The sequence below is a fragment of the Kribbella sp. DT2 genome (genome assembly GCF_049844575.1).
In the GTDB taxonomy this organism is placed as follows: domain Bacteria; phylum Actinomycetota; class Actinomycetes; order Propionibacteriales; family Kribbellaceae; genus Kribbella.
Genome location: NZ_JBNCLH010000007.1, coordinates 179167 through 194860, shown reverse-complemented (window position 1 = coordinate 194860; position 15694 = coordinate 179167). Strand labels below are relative to the sequence as shown.

The 15694-nt window shown below is 70.0% G+C and carries 18 protein-coding genes; 10 read left to right on the top strand and 8 right to left on the bottom strand.

Annotated features, from left to right (window positions below; genetic code table 11):
* Positions 1–2: 2 nt before the first annotated feature.
* Together ACLQ2O_RS28490 and ACLQ2O_RS28485 are read left to right on the top strand one after the other, a co-directional pair.
* Positions 3–398: a hypothetical protein gene (locus ACLQ2O_RS28490; protein ID WP_425837032.1), complete on the top strand. Its 396-nt coding sequence runs from the start codon at positions 3–5 to the stop codon at positions 396–398.
* A gap of 201 nt (positions 399–599) precedes the next feature.
* Positions 600–1304, top strand: a complete 705-nt coding sequence (locus ACLQ2O_RS28485; protein ID WP_425837030.1) for a M50 family metallopeptidase — start codon at positions 600–602, stop codon at positions 1302–1304.
* 112 nt (positions 1305–1416) lie between these two features.
* On the opposite strand, the gene ACLQ2O_RS28480 is transcribed toward ACLQ2O_RS28485, so the two are convergent.
* A complete protein-coding gene (locus ACLQ2O_RS28480) occupies positions 1417–2448 on the bottom strand; it encodes an aldo/keto reductase (RefSeq protein WP_425837028.1) in 1032 nt (343 codons plus the stop codon).
* Positions 2449–2564: 116 nt separating this feature from the next.
* On the opposite strand from ACLQ2O_RS28480, the gene ACLQ2O_RS28475 reads away from it, so the two are divergent.
* Positions 2565–3065 carry a mycothiol transferase gene (locus ACLQ2O_RS28475; RefSeq protein WP_425837025.1) on the top strand — a complete coding sequence of 167 codons (501 nt, stop codon included), beginning with the start codon at positions 2565–2567 and terminating at the stop codon, positions 3063–3065.
* On the opposite strand, the gene ACLQ2O_RS28470 is transcribed toward ACLQ2O_RS28475, so the two are convergent.
* From ACLQ2O_RS28470 to ACLQ2O_RS28460, 3 genes are all read right to left on the bottom strand, one after another.
* Positions 3054–4154, bottom strand: coding sequence for a hypothetical protein (locus ACLQ2O_RS28470; RefSeq protein WP_425837022.1), 1101 nt, complete (start codon positions 4152–4154; stop codon positions 3054–3056). The two genes, ACLQ2O_RS28475 and ACLQ2O_RS28470, sit on opposite strands and share 12 nt — an antisense overlap.
* Positions 4154–5032 (bottom strand): exodeoxyribonuclease III, encoded by an 879-nt coding sequence (locus ACLQ2O_RS28465; RefSeq protein ID WP_425837019.1) that lies wholly within the window; start codon positions 5030–5032, stop codon positions 4154–4156. Before ACLQ2O_RS28465 ends, ACLQ2O_RS28470 begins: the two co-directional genes overlap by 1 nt.
* A gap of 78 nt (positions 5033–5110) precedes the next feature.
* Positions 5111–5833 (bottom strand): class I SAM-dependent methyltransferase, encoded by a 723-nt coding sequence (locus ACLQ2O_RS28460; protein ID WP_425837016.1) that lies wholly within the window; start codon positions 5831–5833, stop codon positions 5111–5113.
* 325 nt (positions 5834–6158) lie between these two features.
* Between ACLQ2O_RS28460 and ACLQ2O_RS28455 the strand changes: the two genes are divergently transcribed.
* Entirely contained in the window at positions 6159–7421 is a 1263-nt protein-coding gene (locus ACLQ2O_RS28455; RefSeq protein ID WP_425837013.1) for an alpha/beta fold hydrolase, read from the top strand.
* Between the two features lies 1 nt (position 7422).
* Here ACLQ2O_RS28455 and aac(3) read toward each other — a convergent pair whose 3' ends face one another.
* Positions 7423–8223, bottom strand: coding sequence for an aminoglycoside 3-N-acetyltransferase (gene aac(3), locus ACLQ2O_RS28450; protein WP_425837819.1), 801 nt, complete (start codon positions 8221–8223; stop codon positions 7423–7425).
* Positions 8224–8296: 73 nt separating this feature from the next.
* Between aac(3) and ACLQ2O_RS28445 the strand changes: the two genes are divergently transcribed.
* The 3 genes from ACLQ2O_RS28445 (at position 8297) to argG (ending at position 11299) form a co-directional block, all read left to right on the top strand.
* A complete protein-coding gene (locus tag ACLQ2O_RS28445) occupies positions 8297–9181 on the top strand; it encodes an alpha/beta hydrolase (RefSeq protein WP_425837010.1) in 885 nt (294 codons plus the stop codon).
* A 65-nt stretch (positions 9182–9246) separates the two neighbouring features.
* A complete protein-coding gene (locus ACLQ2O_RS28440) occupies positions 9247–9795 on the top strand; it encodes a GNAT family N-acetyltransferase (RefSeq protein WP_425837007.1) in 549 nt (182 codons plus the stop codon).
* Positions 9796–9859: 64 nt separating this feature from the next.
* Complete coding sequence (gene argG, locus ACLQ2O_RS28435; protein WP_425837004.1) at positions 9860–11299, top strand: argininosuccinate synthase; 1440 nt, start codon at positions 9860–9862, stop codon at positions 11297–11299.
* A 39-nt stretch (positions 11300–11338) separates the two neighbouring features.
* Here argG and ACLQ2O_RS28430 read toward each other — a convergent pair whose 3' ends face one another.
* Together ACLQ2O_RS28430 and ACLQ2O_RS28425 are read right to left on the bottom strand one after the other, a co-directional pair.
* Positions 11339–11680 carry a hypothetical protein gene (locus ACLQ2O_RS28430; RefSeq protein WP_425837001.1) on the bottom strand — a complete coding sequence of 114 codons (342 nt, stop codon included), beginning with the start codon at positions 11678–11680 and terminating at the stop codon, positions 11339–11341.
* A 222-nt stretch (positions 11681–11902) separates the two neighbouring features.
* A complete protein-coding gene (locus ACLQ2O_RS28425) occupies positions 11903–12586 on the bottom strand; it encodes a uridine kinase family protein (protein WP_425836998.1) in 684 nt (227 codons plus the stop codon).
* Positions 12587–12603: 17 nt separating this feature from the next.
* Here ACLQ2O_RS28425 and ACLQ2O_RS28420 point away from each other — a divergent pair, with 17 nt between their 5' ends.
* The 3 genes from ACLQ2O_RS28420 (at position 12604) to ACLQ2O_RS28410 (ending at position 14935) form a co-directional block, all read left to right on the top strand.
* A complete protein-coding gene (locus ACLQ2O_RS28420; protein ID WP_425836995.1) occupies positions 12604–13284 on the top strand; it encodes a nucleotidyltransferase domain-containing protein in 681 nt (226 codons plus the stop codon).
* 43 nt (positions 13285–13327) lie between these two features.
* On the top strand, positions 13328–13903 hold the full coding sequence (locus tag ACLQ2O_RS28415; protein ID WP_425836992.1) for an ArsR/SmtB family transcription factor: 576 nt from the start codon (positions 13328–13330) through the stop codon (positions 13901–13903).
* Positions 13904–13990: 87 nt separating this feature from the next.
* Positions 13991–14935, top strand: coding sequence for an AraC family transcriptional regulator N-terminal domain-containing protein (locus tag ACLQ2O_RS28410; RefSeq protein WP_425836989.1), 945 nt, complete (start codon positions 13991–13993; stop codon positions 14933–14935).
* Here the strand turns inward: ACLQ2O_RS28410 and ACLQ2O_RS28405 are convergent.
* On the bottom strand, positions 14932–15693 hold the full coding sequence (locus tag ACLQ2O_RS28405) for an ABC transporter permease (protein WP_425836986.1): 762 nt from the start codon (positions 15691–15693) through the stop codon (positions 14932–14934). The two genes, ACLQ2O_RS28410 and ACLQ2O_RS28405, sit on opposite strands and share 4 nt — an antisense overlap.
* Position 15694 lies beyond the last annotated feature (1 nt).

The window sequence follows — 15694 nt, the reverse complement described above, 5'->3', positions numbered from 1 at the left end:
GTGTGCAGCCACCCTTTGTCGACGAGCACTCCCTCAGCCTCGCCTGTCCGCGGGACGTGGTCTGGCAAGCGCTCAACCAGCACGCGACCGGTGACCTGCTGATCGGTCCGCGCAACCCGCTGGCGTTGATCCTCGGCACCAAACCGCGCGGAGGCTTCGAGATCGCCGACAGCATCGACGGTCAACGCCTCGATCTGACCGGCCGCCACCACTTCTCCAACTACCTGCTCCGGTTCGAGCTCGAAGGCAGCACCACGCTGAGAGCACTCACGTACGCCGCCTTTCCCGGACCGCACGGACGGATCTACCGACTGCTCGTGATCAGCTCAGGCGCGCACGCGATCGCAACCCGCGGCATCCTCCGCTCGGTCGCGCAGCTCGCCGAGCAAACGAACTGAACAACGCAGTCCCCACCGTCAAGGCAGCAAGTAGTCGCCAAATCCCCACCCAGCTGCCCATCAGCACTCCCCCGCGCCGAGTCCAAAACCCAAACCCACCTCACCTAGCAGCGCGCCCGAACCCCCGCGGCGGCGCCCGCACGGACCTCCCCCCATCCACGCCCCGTCGCCGCATCACCACCTACCTGCAAAGATGTCCCGGTGATTGAGGTTTGGGACAACATCACGTCCGTGCAGGCCGATCCGCCGCTCGAGGTCGTGATCGGCACCGGCATTGTCGCGTTGCTGCTGATCGGGTGGCGACCGGTCTGGAGGCACACCCGCCAGGTGGTGACGATCGCGCACGAGGGCGCGCACGGGCTGATCGCGCTGCTGGCCGGCCGCAAGCTCGCGGGGATCCGGCTGCACTCGGACACGTCCGGCGTCACGGTCTCGCGCGGCAAGCCGGACGGCCTGGGCATGGTCGCGGTCCTGCTGGTCGGTTACCCCGGTCCGGCCTTGTTCGGCCTCGCCGCCGCGTTCGTCCTCAGTCGCGGGTACGCCGTGGGCCTGCTCTGGGGCCTGCTGCTCGCCCTGGTGATTCTGCTGCTCCAGATCCGCAACCTGTTCGGTCTCTGGTCCGTGGTCGCCTTCGGCGCCGTCGTGTTCGGCGTTTCGTGGTGGGGATCGGAGCAGGTGCAGTCCGCGTTCGCCTACCTGCTGACCTGGTTCCTGCTGCTCGCCGCGCCGCGCGCCGTCCTCGAGCTGCAGCGCTCCCGCCGTCACGGCGCCGGCCGCAACTCCGACGCCGACCAGCTGCGGCGGATCACCGGCGTGCCGGCGATCCTTTGGGTCGGCGTCTTCGGCTTGGTCACGCTGGCCTGCCTGGCACTGGGCGTGCTCTGGTCGGACGTCCTGCCGACCTGACCACACCCAGTTCTGAGCTTCGCCTCAACCGACTCGAGCCGGTCGGGGCGGCCCGCCTAGAGCCGCCCCTGCCGTCGCCGCGGTGCGCGTGCTCCCGCCGCCACCTGCCTACTTAGCCGCGGCCGCCGGTGATCGGGCGATCACGCTGGTTCACACCCGGTACGCCGTACGGGTAGTCCGCCGCGCCCGGGTCGCTCGCCTCGTCCAGCTGCTTGGTCTCCTCCTCGGTGAGGTGCAGATCCGCGGCCGCCAGGTTGTCGTCCAGCTGCTCGGTCGTCCGCGCCCCGAGGATCACCGACGTGATCGCGGGCCGGTCCACCAGCCAGGCCAGCGCGATCTGCGCCATCGAGATCCCGCGCGCCTCGGCGATCGCCCGCACCGCGTCGACCACCGCGCGCACCCGCTCGTTCTTGCTCCGCCGGGCCCACGCCTCGACGCCACGATCCGGGTTCTCCCCCAGGCGCGTCGAGCCGGTCGGCGCCTCGTCGAACGAGTACTTCCCGGTGAGCCAGCCACCACCGAGCGGCGACCACGGCAGCAGGCCGAGCCCGTTCTCCTGCGCGGCCGGAACGATCTCCCACTCGATCTCACGAACGAGCAGGTTGTACTGCGGCTGCAGCGTGACCAGCGGCGACCAGCCCTGCCGGTCGATCAGGTCGCATGCCTTCTGCAGTTGCCAGCCGGTGAAGTTCGACAGGCCGCCGTACGCGATCTTGCCGGACCGGACGGCGTCCTCGAGGAAGCTGAGCGTCTCCTGGAGCGGGGTGATCGGGTCCCACGCGTGCAGCTGGTACAGGTCGATGTGGTCGACGCCGAGCCGCTGCAGCGACTCGTCGAGCGCGCGCCGCAGGTGCCGGCGGGACGTGCCGACGTCGTTCTGCCCGTCGCCGGTCGGGAACCGGCCCTTGGTGGCCAGGACGACGTTGTCGCGGGCGGAGCTCTTGGCCAGCCAGGTGCCGACGATCTGCTCGGACACGCCCGCCGAGTACACGTCGGCGGTGTCGATCAGCGTGCCACCGGCCTCGACGTACCGGTCGAGCTGCTGGTGCGCGCCGGCCTCGTCGGTCTCGTTCCCGAACGTTATGGTGCCGAGCGCGTACGTCGAGACGACGGTGCCGCTCGCACCGAGGGTGCGGTATTCCACAGCTGCTCCTTCACGGGTCTGGTAGCGCTCACAGTAGAACGTTTCAGCCCGCCGTGCGCGAGGCTGTCCACAGGCCGGAGTACGGTGTCAGGAGTTCGCGTGACGAAGGGGAAAAGATGAACACCAGCGCAGTTCTGCTCGACGCTTTCGGCCGGATCCAGGAGGTCGTGCACGAGGCCGCCGAGGGTCTGGCGGACGACGTCCTGAGCACCCGCCCGGACGGCAAGGGGAACTCGATCGCCTGGCTGGTCTGGCACCTGACCCGGATCCAGGACGACCACCTGGCCGGTGCCGGCGGCTACGAGCAGGTGATCACCGCCGACGGCTGGCACGACCGCCTCGGCCTCCCCTTCGATCCGTCCGACACCGGCTACGGGCACACCCCCGAGGACGTTGCCGCGGTCAAGGTGTCCGCCGAGCTGCTGATCGGGTACTACGACGCCGTGCACGCCCGCTCACTGGAGTACCTGAAGACCCTGGCCGACGACGACCTCGAACGCGTCGTCGACAAGCACTGGGACCCGCCGGTCACCCTCGGCGTCCGGCTGAACAGCGTGCTGTCCGACGACCTCCAGCACGCCGGCCAGGCGGCGTACGTCCGCGGTCTACTCGGCTGACTTCCAGAGCGTGCTGCCGGCGATCAGGTAGAGCGAGCGGCCGACCAGCCGGGCGTCGGTGACCTCACCGGTCGGACCCTCCGAGGTCTTGACCGTCCAGCTGCCGTCGGTGCCGCGCAGCACCTTCACCTGATTGCCGTCAGCAACTACTTGGACGATCTGGTCGCCGTCCAGGACCGGCGGCGGCACCGGGGTCTTGTCGCCGACGGCGATCTCCGGCAGCCCCTTCAGCCTGTGCGCACTGTCCGGCTTAGCAGGGTCGAACTGCCACAGCGCGAGCTTGCCCTCGACCCATCCCGCGACCGTGCACAGCTGCTCCCCGCAGGCGACCCGCAGGCCCTGGCTGCGCGCACCCACCTCAGGCAGCGCGAACCCCGACCACCCGTCGTTGAGCCGCCGCGACACCCACACCGCAGCCTCTTGCTGTACGACGTCCTTCGCCAGCCGCACCTGCGACCCGGTCTGCACGATCGCATCGCCGTGGACCGTCGCATCGCCTGGACCCACCAGCAGCGACGGCTGGCTCCGCAGCACTGTCCCGGTCGAGTCCTGGCGGGTCCACTTCGTGCCAGTTGGCAGCCAGACCGCTGCGTCCAGCCCGGACGTCTTGCTCGCCCACGCGCCCAGCAGCGCCTGGCCGGCTGGAGCGATCACGGCGGAGTACACCCTGCCCGCATCCGGCCCGCCGAAGGTGGTGAACACCTGCGGCAACTCCTTGAGCGAGGCGGTGTCGCCGGTCCACACCGTCCAGCGCACGTTGGAGTGGGCGCCGCCCGCCGCACCACCGAGTGCGAGGACCTGGCGGCCGTCGTACGCGATGGACTTCCAGACGGCGTGGAACGAGTACGGGCTGCTCGGACTGAGTTTGACCTCGCTCTGCTTGTCCCCCTCGACCAGCAGAAGGCGTGGGACCACCTTGGCGTTGCGGTCGCGCAGTCCGACCAGCAGCTGGTCGTCGTGGCCGGTGAGCACGACCGGCTCGGCCGGCAGCTTCACCTGCGACCAGCTGACCGGCTGAGCCTGCGGCTTGTCCTCACTGCAGGCTGCTGTGAACAACAGCAGGACGACCAGCAGCAGGGCTCTGCGCATCAGCGGTTCTGCGGCAGCTTGGTGGTCCGCTTGCGAGCACCGCGCGGGTTCGACGGCGGCGGTACGACGGGACCGAGGTCGCCGTCCGGTGCGACGTCCAGGTCGATGATCACCGGCGCGTGGTCGCTCGGCCCGGTGCCCTTGCGCGCCTTCCGGTCGATCCAGGCCGCCTTGACCCGCTCGGCGACCGGGTCCGACGCGAGCATCAGGTCGATCCGCATCCCCAGGTCCTGGTGGAACATGCCGGCGCGGTAGTCCCAGTAGCTGAACACGCGCTCCGTCGGCCACCGGTCCCGGACGACGTCGTGCAGCCCGGTCGCCAGCAGCGCGGCCAGAGCCTCGCGCTCCGGCACGGTCACGTGCGTCGAACCGACGAACGCCGCCGGGTCGAACACGTCCGCGTCGGTCGGCGCGATGTTCATGTCACCACACACGATCTGCTCGGCCGGCCCGGACGCCACCACGTCCCTGAGCGCCTTCAGCCACGCCAGCTTGTACACGTAGTGGTCCGAGTCCGGCTCCCGCCCGTTCGGCACGTACAGCGAGTGGATCCGGATCCCGCCACACGTCGCCGCCACCGCCCGAGCCTCCGGCTTCGGGAACCCCGGCGCGCCCGCCACGCCGGTCACCACGTCCTCGATCCCGACCTTCGACAACAGGGCGACACCGTTCCACTGCACCTCGCCGTACAAGGCGGTCTCGTACCCCCGCGCCGCCAGCTCCTTGCCCAGCAAGGCCGTGAACGCGTCGTCGGCCAGCTTCGTCTCCTGCAGGCAGACGACGTCCGGCTCCCGCTCGTCCAGCCAGTCGAGCAACCGAGGCATCCGCTGCTTCACCGAGTTCACATTCCACGTCGCTATCCGGGTCCCGTGCGCCATGCGGTGAGCGTACTCAGGCAGCGTCCTACTGAGCGCCATGGGTCGCAATGAGAACCGACAGTCCGGCCGGCTCTCGGGTCAGTCCGGAGCGCAGACGTAGAGTTGGAGCGCCGCATCTGCGGTGAGTGGCGCACGGGACCAGTCGCCGAAGCGTTCAACAACCCGAAGGCCGCCGAGCGAGAGCAGCAGCGGCAACTCCTGGGGGAAGATGCTTCTCATCTCGAGCGGCGCGACACTGAAGTCGGCCTCGGAATCGGTCGAGAAGTACCACCTGCCGCGAGTCACCTGCGCGGCCGCGTCGTAGGTCTCCGCGACATCGACATGGACCACGCCACGCTCGGGATCCACGAACGACAAGGCGTCGTGCCTGCGTCGAACGCCGTCGGCCTGCGCGAGCATGCGGACGCTCGGGTTGAAGACGTCGAAGATGAGCCGAGCTCCGGGCGCCAGGTGCTTTCGCACCGACCGGAAGCAGTCCACCAAGTCCTCAGCTTCCTGCAGATGGAGCAGTGAATTGGCGGCGATGACCACGAGATCGAACGTTCTTCCCAGGTCGAACTCGCGCATGTCGCCCTGCACCCACTGCACCTCCACGCCACGCTCGTCTGCCTTGCGCTGAGCCTCGGCAAGCATGTCCGGCGAGAGCTCCAGGCCCGTGCACGGATGCCCGTCGGACGCGATCGGGATCAGCTTGTGCCCGGTGCCGCACCCGAGTTCCAAGACAGACCCGCCTTGCCGGTCGGCCTCGGTCTTGTAGAAGTCGACGGCCTTCTCGCCTCCGGGGAACAACCGGTCGTACAACCTCGCGTCCGAGTAGAACTGCTCGCACATGAGACGCACGCTCCTTGCCGGATCTTGGGCAGCCTGCCTTTCGGCCAACAAACACTTGGGCCATTGTCGCGATCAGGCCGAGATCCTTCCAGTGATTATGGCGACACCCCGTATCTCCTTCTCTGCAGAGGGTGCGGGGTGTTGCCTTGCTAGTCCGATGGCACTGTTGGTGCCGTGCGCGCGGCCGACTCGCTGGCATGACCGACTGGCTTTGGTGGCCGAAGTCCGGCCTTGAGCTCGGCGGGCTTGTGGAAAACCATGGGGCTTGCGTGCGCTGATGCGGGACAATGGGCGCGTGGCCAGAATCCCAGGACTTGTGCTGACCGATCACACCTTCACCGTGCCGCTCGACCACGCGCGGCCGGACGGTCCGACGATCGAGGTGTTCGCGCGGGAAGCCGTCGCGCCGACCAAGGTGGTCGACGACCTGCCCTGGCTGGTGTTCCTGCAGGGCGGGCCGGGCGGGGCCTCACCGCGGCCGACCAGCGGCAGCGGCTGGCTCGAGCGCGCGACGCGGGAGTTCCGGGTGCTGCTGCTCGACCAGCGCGGGACCGGTCGCAGTACGCCGGTCACTCGTCGTACGGCCTTGTCGATGGGCGCCGAGGAGCTTGCGGCGTACCTGAAGAACTTCCGCGCCGATTCGATCGTGGCCGACGCCGAGTTCATCCGCGGTCAGCTCAGCCCGGGCAAGCCGTGGTCCACGCTCGGCCAGTCGTACGGCGGCTTCATCACGCTGACCTACCTGTCGAAGGCGCCCGAGGGACTGAAGGCCTGCTACGTCACCGGCGGGCTGGCCGGGATCGACGCGACCGCGGACGACGTCTACACGCGGACGTACCCGCGCGCCAAGGCCAAGACGCTGCGCTACTACCGCCTGTTCCCCGAGGACGTCTCGAAGGTCCGCCGCATCGTGGACCACCTGACGGCGTCCGACGTCCGCCTTCCCAACGGTGACCGCCTGACCGTCGAACGCTTCCAGACGCTCGGCTTCGGCCTCGGCATGAGCGAGTCCGCCGAGTCGCTGCACTGGCTGATCGACGAGGCGTGGGACGGCCCCGAGCTCTCCGACGCCTTCCTGCACGGCGCGATGGCGCGTACCGACCACACGCTCAGCCCGCTGTTCGTCGTACTGCACGAGTCGCTGTACGGCCAGGACGACCGCCCGACCGACTGGGCCGCGTCCCGCGTGATGCCGACCGAGTTCGCGCCGACCGCCGAGCCGTTCCTGTTCACCGGCGAGATGATCTACCCCTGGATGGTCGAGGACCTGGCCGGCCTGCGCCCGTTCGCCGAAGCCGCCAACCTCCTCGCCGCGGCGATCGACTGGACCCCGCTCTACGACCCAGCCGTGCTGGCCGACAACCGCGTTCCCGTCGCCGCCGCGATCTACCACGACGACATGTACGTCGACGCGTCGCTGTCGCTCGACACGGCCTCCCGCGTCGGCAACGTCACCACCTGGATCACCAACGAGTACGAGCACGACGGCGCCCGGGCATCCGGCGGCGGAGTCCTCGACCGCTTGATCAAGCTGGCCAACGACCTGCCCCCGGCCTGAGTCAGAAGTTGGCCTCGATCCACCCCCGAACCGCCCTGACCGTCGCACCCGCGTCGAACACCCAACTCTCCGCCGCCCCGACCCGCCCGCTGCGCCCTGCGCCCGCGGCGACGGCCTGCTGCGCGAGATTGCCCACGGCGCTCTCCACGTCGTACGGCAAAGCGCCGTAGAAGGTGTCGAGCGTCGTGCAGTCCCGCCACACATCGCCTCCGCTGGTCCGAACGGGCATCCGGTAACTGTGGTACCGCTTGCCCTCGACCGCCGCGATCGCCTCCGCGTGATGGCACAACGTCAACGTCTTCAACGGCGCACCGAGCATCAGCACCTTCCCGCCGTACGACGTGAGCCGCCCCAACGTCCCGCCCACTCCCCACGGATCCTCAACGTCCGCGATCAGCTCACCGGCCCGCGCGCCGAGCGCAGCGAAGCTCACCTCCGGATGCGGGCTCCGGACTGCGCCCGGCCAGGTCCGGAGCCGCTCCGGGAACCGCCCGAAGTCCCGCCGCGCCGACGACACCGCCGGGTCGAACCCCGGCAGTTCGTCGTACGCCGTCTGCCACCGCCGCGGCCAGAACGCGACGTGATACGGGCTGTCGTCCCACCCGCAGAACGCCACCAAGGTGCCCTCGGCCCCCACCACGTCCCGCAGCGCCCGCACGACCGTGTCGATCCCGCCAACCACCCATCCCAACGCCGACAACCGCACGTGCACCATCAGCACGTCCCCCGCCCCGACCCCCAAGGCGCCAACGCCCCGCGCGATCTCCCCTCGCGTCACCGGCGAGAACTCCACGTCATCCAGCAACTCAGCCCCAGGAAATGCCATACCTCAGCATCCACCGTTTGTTTCGCTCGGCGACGGCAACCTGGGGTACATGACCGCACCGAGCATCCAGGAGTTCGAGACCCTCACTGTGAGTGTCGACGGGCGGGCGACCAGCTGCGAGGTCGGCGGGACCGGCAGTCCGCTCCTGTTGCTGCACGGCTTCCCCGAGACCCGGCTGACCTGGCGCCAGGTCGCCCCACTCTTGGCCGACGGTTTCCGGGGGATCTGCCCGGACCTTCCCGGGTACGGCGACAGCGATCGCCTCGGCGACGGCCCGGAAGGCTTCGACAAGGCCCGCGTCGCCGCGCACTTCGTCGCGCTGATGCGGGAGCTCGGGCACGACCGGTTCGCCGTCGTCGGGCACGACCGCGGCGGCCTGGTCGCGTTCCGCATGGCCCTCAACCACCCCGGCAGCGTCAGCCACGTCGGCATCCTCGACATCCTGCCTTCGGCCGACAACTGGGCCGCGCTGCAAGGACCGGCCGGCGTCTTCGCCTTCCACCTCTACCTGCTCGCGCAGCCCACCGACCTCCCCGAGCGCCTGATCGCCGCCGATCCCAGCACGTTCTTCGGCCACTTCCTCGACACCTGGACCAAGGTCCCGGACGCGATCCCGGACGCCGTCCGCGCGCACTACCTCGAGGTGTACAGCCGCCCCGAGGTGATCCACGCGGTCTGCGACGACTACCGCGCGAGCGCCTTCGTCGATCCCGCCCAGGACACCGAGAACCAGGAAGCCGGCCACACCCTGTCGATGCCGACCCTGGCCGCCTGGCAGGCCCCCGGCGACACGCCGCTCCCGTTCGATCCCCAGGAGATCTGGTCGAGCTGGGCCGCCGACCTCCGCACCGAGGTCCTGCGCTGCGGCCACTTCCTCCCCGAGGAGAACCCAGCCGCAGTCGCCGCCGCGATCAGGACCCTCGCCACCACCTGACCGCCGGCAGTCCCGTCGGCACAGGCGATCCACAACGCGCACCGCCCGCCCGGCACACTCGCAGTATGTCGACCACCCCAACGGCGCCCGCCATCCTCACGGCCCCCGCCACCGCAACCGGCGCCGCGCTGACGCTGCGCCCCTGGCGGCTGGACGACCTCGCCGCTCTGATCGAGGCCCACCAGGATCCGGCCCTGCACCGCTGGACGCGCTCGGGTCCGCGCCAGGAGTCGGACGGCGAGGAATGGTTCAAGACCCAGCAGGAGAACTGGGCCAGCGGCAAGCGCCTCGCGTTCGCCGTACTGGAGGCCGGCAAGCTGCTCGGCAGCGTCGTACTGAAAGAGGTTGCTCCGGGGAAGCCGACCGCCGAGGTCGGGTACTGGACCGCTGCCGCGGCTCGCGGTCGCGGTGTCGCTCCCCGGGCGCTGGAGTCGCTGACCCAGTGGGCCTTTCGGAGCGTTGGCATCGAGGCGATCGACCTCATCCACCAGGTCGACAACCCCGGGTCCTGCCGCGTGGCCGAGAAGACCGGCTACCCGCTCGACAGCACGCTGCCCGCGTTGCCGCCGGAGTACCCGCTGGCCGGCCATCTTCATCGGCGCCGCGCGGCCTAGGCGTCGGCGCCGCGCTTCCCGCTCCGGCTTGCATGATCATGCAGGAGACTGCATACTTATTCTCATGTCCAAGGTGATCTCTTCTCTGCCCGTCGGCGAACGCGTCGGCATCGCCTTCTCCGGAGGGCTCGACACGTCGGTCGCGGTCGCCTGGATGCGCGACAAGGGCGCCGTCCCCTGCACGTACACCGCCGACATCGGCCAGTACGACGAGCCCGACATCGGCTCGGTCCCGGGCCGGGCCCAGGCGTACGGCGCCGAGATCGCCCGCCTGGTCGACTGCCGGGCGGCGCTGGTCGAGGAGGGCCTGGCCGCGCTGACCTGCGGCGCGTTCCACATCCGCTCCGGCGGCCGGGCGTACTTCAACACGACCCCGCTGGGCCGCGCCGTCACCGGCACGCTGCTGGTCCGCGCGATGCTCGAGGACGACGTCCAGATCTGGGGCGACGGCTCGACGTACAAGGGCAACGACATCGAGCGGTTCTACCGCTACGGCCTGCTCGCCAACCCGAACCTGCGGATCTACAAGCCGTGGCTCGACCCGGCGTTCGTCACCGAGCTCGGCGGCCGCAAGGAGATGAGCGAGTGGCTGCTCGCCCACGAGCTGCCGTACCGCGACAGCACCGAGAAGGCCTACTCCACCGACGCCAACATCTGGGGCGCCACCCACGAGGCGAAGACGCTGGAGCACCTCGACACCGGGATCGAGACCGTGCAGCCGATCATGGGCGTCGCGTTCTGGGACCCCGAGGTCGAGATCCCGGCCGAAGACGTCACGATCGGGTTCGAGCAGGGCCGGCCGGTGACGATCAACGGCAAGGAGTTCGGCTCCGCGGTCGACCTGGTGATGGAGGCCAACGCGATCGGCGGCCGGCACGGCCTGGGCATGTCCGACCAGATCGAGAACCGGATCATCGAGGCGAAGTCCCGCGGCATCTACGAGGCGCCGGGCATGGCGCTGCTGCACGCGGCGTACGAGCGGCTGGTGAACGCGATCCACAACGAGGACACCGTCGCGTCGTACCACAACGAGGGCCGGCGGCTCGGGCGGTTGATGTACGAGGGCCGCTGGCTCGACCCGCAGTCGCTGATGCTGCGGGAGTCCCTGCAGCGCTGGGTCGGCGCCGCGATCACCGGCGAGGTCACGCTGCGGCTGCGGCGCGGCGAGGACTACTCGCTGCTCGACACCACCGGCCCGTCGTTCAGCTACCACCCCGACAAGCTGTCGATGGAGCGCACCGAGGACTCCGCGTTCGGCCCGCTGGACCGGATCGGCCAGCTGACGATGCGCAACCTCGACATCGCCGACTCCCGCGCCAAGCTCGAGCAGTACGCCGGCCTGGGCATGATCGGCACCGCCCACGCCGAACTGATCGGCACCGGCATCCCCCAGCTGATCGGCGAAATGCCCGAAGGCGGCGCCAACCTGATCGCCTCCCGCGGCGAGGTCGACGAAGAGGCGGCCCTGCTCGACCGGGCAGCAATGGAGTCCGGCACCGACTGACTCACGGCCCAGCCGCTTCCCGGAAACGGCTGGGCTGCTTCAGCGCGTGGCGAAAAGTACCTCCGGGCCCCACTGCCAGGTGCCCCGAGGAAGGCGTTCCACGGGCTCGATCGCACTCGACGTCGCATTCCCGGGAACCAGCGCGGCCATTCCCGAGGTCCCCTCCGCGTCGGCCATCAACGGAAACGCCTTGTAGGCGCCCGGCCCATCGAAGGTGATCGCCCGGCAGGACCACTTGTTCCCGTCGACCGCACACGGACCGACCGCCGGGTAGTACCGCCGCGGGACGGGCTCCGTCAGCACGATCCACAGCGTCTCGCCGGGCTGCAGCCCGGTCACCGTGCCCGCGAACTCCACCACTCCCTGCCCTGTCGCGCCCATCCGTGGCTGAGTAATCACCGCGGTCTGCACTGGCCGCTCGGAAGCCGGTACCGGAGTCACCTCGACCGAGTCCCGGCTGCGCACGAGAAGCACCACACCAACGGCCAGTACGGCGAGCGCAACCACCAACGCTCCAACCCGCCGCCTCACAGTCCGCCCTTGCAGCAGGCGCCGAGCAGGATCGGACCTGCTGCAGCACGAACTGGTCCACCAAGGCGCCGCTCACTCATTCCCGACACCGAACCGGTCGGATCCAGCGGACGATGGCTCACCAGAGGCGGCATCGAATGCAACCATCACGGCCGCAGGATCCCCACCGATCCCCGCGACGACGAAGTCCGCCCGGTCCCACGGGCGATCGTGCTGCAGGAACGGGATCTCCGACGCCATCCACTCGTGCCAGAACGCGGTCGTCGTCCGGGCGTCACCGTTCACCCCCGACGCGATGTCCCGTGCGATCCCCCGTCGCTCGGCCTCGGCGAAGTCCGACTGCACCCACACCAGTCCGTCGATCAGCCCGGCCAACTCCCGCCGCCCGGCGCCAACTCCCTCGACGAGCACCAGCGAAGCACCCGCCGGTACGTCGATCGATCCCGCGCGGCCGTGCTCGTCCCAAGCGGGCGGCCGATACGCCACAGCCTCGCCCCGTCGTACGGGCTCCAGTACGCCGTGCGCCAGCAATTCGCTCCACCCGAACATCGGCGCGTTCCACGCCACATCGTCGACCTGGACCACCGCGGCGCCCAGGAGGCCGGCCAGCCGGTCGGTCAGCGTCGACTTGCCGCCGCCGCTCCGCCCGTCGACGGCGACCACGCGCGGGCGCGTGCTCAGCAGCCGCTCGACGAACTCGTCGAGCGGAATCGTCTGCCAGTTGCCGAAAACTGGTTCGCCAGGACCGGGTCGCATGACTGCATGATGTCCTCATGGATCCCCTCGAGACCACCCGCCGCCTGGCCGCGGACCTCTTCCCGACCGCGCTCTGGGTCGTGCTCGGCGGCAGCGTCCTGACCTCGGCGCGGACGCCGGCCTCCGACCTCGACGTCGTCGTCCTGCTGCCCGATGCAACGCCGGGCGCACCCCGTCGCGAGTCGATCCAGTACGACGGCTGGCCCGTCGAGTTGTTCGTGCACGACCGGGCCAGCCTCGCCCACTACCTCGCCGGGGACGGCCGCCGGCCCGCGCTCCACCGGATGGTTGCTCTCGGCACCGCAGCGCTGGGAGATCCGGCCGACGACCAGAAGGCCGCCCGCGAGCACCTCGACGCCGGCCCGCCGCCGCTCGGCCAGGCCGAGAAGGACAGCCTGCGCTACGCCCTCACCGACCTCCTCGACGACCTCGAGCACGCCCCGCCGGACGAGCAGGCTGTCATCGCGACGTACACCTGGATCCGTACCGCCGAGGCGATGCTGCACTTCCGCGACCACTGGGTCGGGACCGGCAAGTGGTTGCTCCGCGAGCTGCGCGATCTCGATCCCGCGTACGCCGACCGCTGGCTGGCCGCGCGGACCAGCACCGCGGCGATCCGCGACCTCGCCGAGCAGGCGCTGACGCTTGCCGGCGGCCCCCTTTTCGCGGGCTACCAGGCGGCCGGCGAGCGGCACTGATCCAGCCGGGCCGAATGATCGGCGGTGCTAGTCTGACCCGATCATGGCCAGTGATTCCGCCGTTCCTGACTACGAGCTCGAGGAGACGATCGAGCTCACCACGGCCGAGCAGGTGCGGGCGATCAGCGACCCGCTGCGGACCACGATCCTCGGCCTGCTGCACGAACGCGCAGCGACCGTCACCGAGCTGGCCGCCGCGGTCAAACGCCCGAAGAGCACCGTCGCGCACCACGTGAAGGTGCTCGCCGACGCCGGCATCCTGCGCGTGGTCCGGACCCGGAAGGTGCGCGCGATCGACGAGCGGTTCTACGGCCGCGCGGCCCGGATGTTCTACGTCGGCCTCGGCCGCCGCGTCGACGGCGTCGAGCTGCCGCCGGACTTCAACGACTTCGAGGTCGCGATGACGGAGTCGGCCGGCGCGTACGACGCCGGCCAGTTGCGCTCGTTCATCCGGCACGCGCGGATCCCCGACGAGCGGGTCGGCGAGTTCTGGGACCGCGTCGAGCAGTTGGTGCACGAGTTCGACACGCTGCCCCGCTCGGGCGACACGACGTACGGGTTCGTCACCGGGGTCTATCCAATCTTCGACTACCCGGCACTGCCGCCGCGCAAGGACTAAGACCGATCCGCTCGGGGTCTTGCCTGTTCCTCTCAGCCGTTCACGGATCGGGTTGTCCTGGTTTCGCGGTCGTGCTTGGCTGAGGAGGTGCCCCGAGACCAGCTGACCGAGCTCCGCGACCGCATCGCGGCTCACGCGCGTCCCGACCTGAGGACGGCCGTCGACGGCTTGACGCTGTCGAAGGTCGAGTCCTCGGCGCCGGACTACTCGCTGACCGAACCGCTGCTGGTCGTGATGGCCCAGGGCGCCAAGCGCCTGCTGCTCGGCGACGAGATCTTCGACTACCACGCGGGCGACCTGTTCATCGTCACCACCGATCTCCCGGTCTCCGGGCACTTCGTCGGCGCGAGCGTCGAGAAGCCCGCGCTGGGGATGGGCATCACGCTGCGCGCGGAAGCGATCGCCCCACTGCTGCTCCAGGCTCCGCCTGTACGCCGTACGAGCGCGCCGGACCGCCGCGCCGACACCGCCAGCGCCGGCGCCAACGCCGGCGATTCGCCCGTACGCCGTACCGGCGCCCCGCCCGCGATCGCCACCGGCCCGGCCGGCCCGGAGATCCTCGACGCCGCCCTCCGTCTGCTGCGCCTGCTCGACACCCCGGCCGACCTCCCCGTCCTCGCGCCGCTGATCGAGCGCGAGATCCTCTGGCGCCTGCTCACCGGCCCGCACGCCGACGTGATCCGGCAGATCGGTCTCGCCGACAGCAGCCTCACCCACGTCAACCGCGCCATCCACTGGATCCGCGACAACTACGCCGAACCGCTCCGCGTCGCCGACCTGGCGAGCCTGGCCGGCATGAGCCCGGCCGCCTTCCACCGGCACTTCCGCGGCATCACCAACCTCAGCCCCCTGCAGTTCCAGAAACGCATCCGTCTCCAGGAGGCCCGATCGCTGCTCGCCGCGCACCCGCGCGACATCGCGGGCGTCGGCCACCTGGTCGGCTACGACAGCCCGTCCCAGTTCAACCGCGAGTACCGGCGTCTCTTCGGCACTCCACCCGGCGCCGACGCCGCGCGCCTTCGTACGGGTTAACTCGTCGCGCTGGTGTAGCGCCGCAGCCCTCTCCGCCACACCACCCACGCCACCACACTGGTGCCCACGGCAACAACAACCGGGACCACCGGCAGCAGCTCACCCCTGAGCGCCTCCACCGGCACGGTCGCGATCAACGCCACAGGAACGACGTAGGTGAACACGCTCTGAAGCCCCGGCCCGTAGACCTGCACCGGGTACCGCCCAAACTGCCACACCGCGTCGTACAGCACGTCCAGGCTCAGCCCGAGCGCCCAGAACACGACCGACGCGACGATCGTCCGCGTCGCCCACATCGTCACGGTCGCCGCGACGACCACGATCAACCACGCCGCCACGCCACCCGCCGTCACCGCGAGGTTGGCCCGAACGGCCCCCGTGACAGCAACCCCGACACCGAGCCCCACCTGGATCAACGCGGTCGGCGCGCACGACCCGAGACTCGCGAGCAGGATGCTCGGCGCCGGCTGCAACAGGATCGCGTCCAGCCGTCCACTCCTCACCTGCTCGCCGAAGAACTGCAGGTTGGGCTCGACGAACGTGCTGCGCAGGCCGCTCACGACCTGGAACGTCCCGAGCAGAGCGATCGCCTCGCCCGGCCCCCATCCGCCCAACGTGTCCGTCCGGGTGTAGACGACGAGCAGCGCCGCGACCGACGCACCGGCGCCGACGATCGTCACGACCAGCTCGAACAACAGGTCCGCCCGGAAGGCCACCGCCCGTCGTACGGACAGCGAGAACAGCACAGCGAACAACATC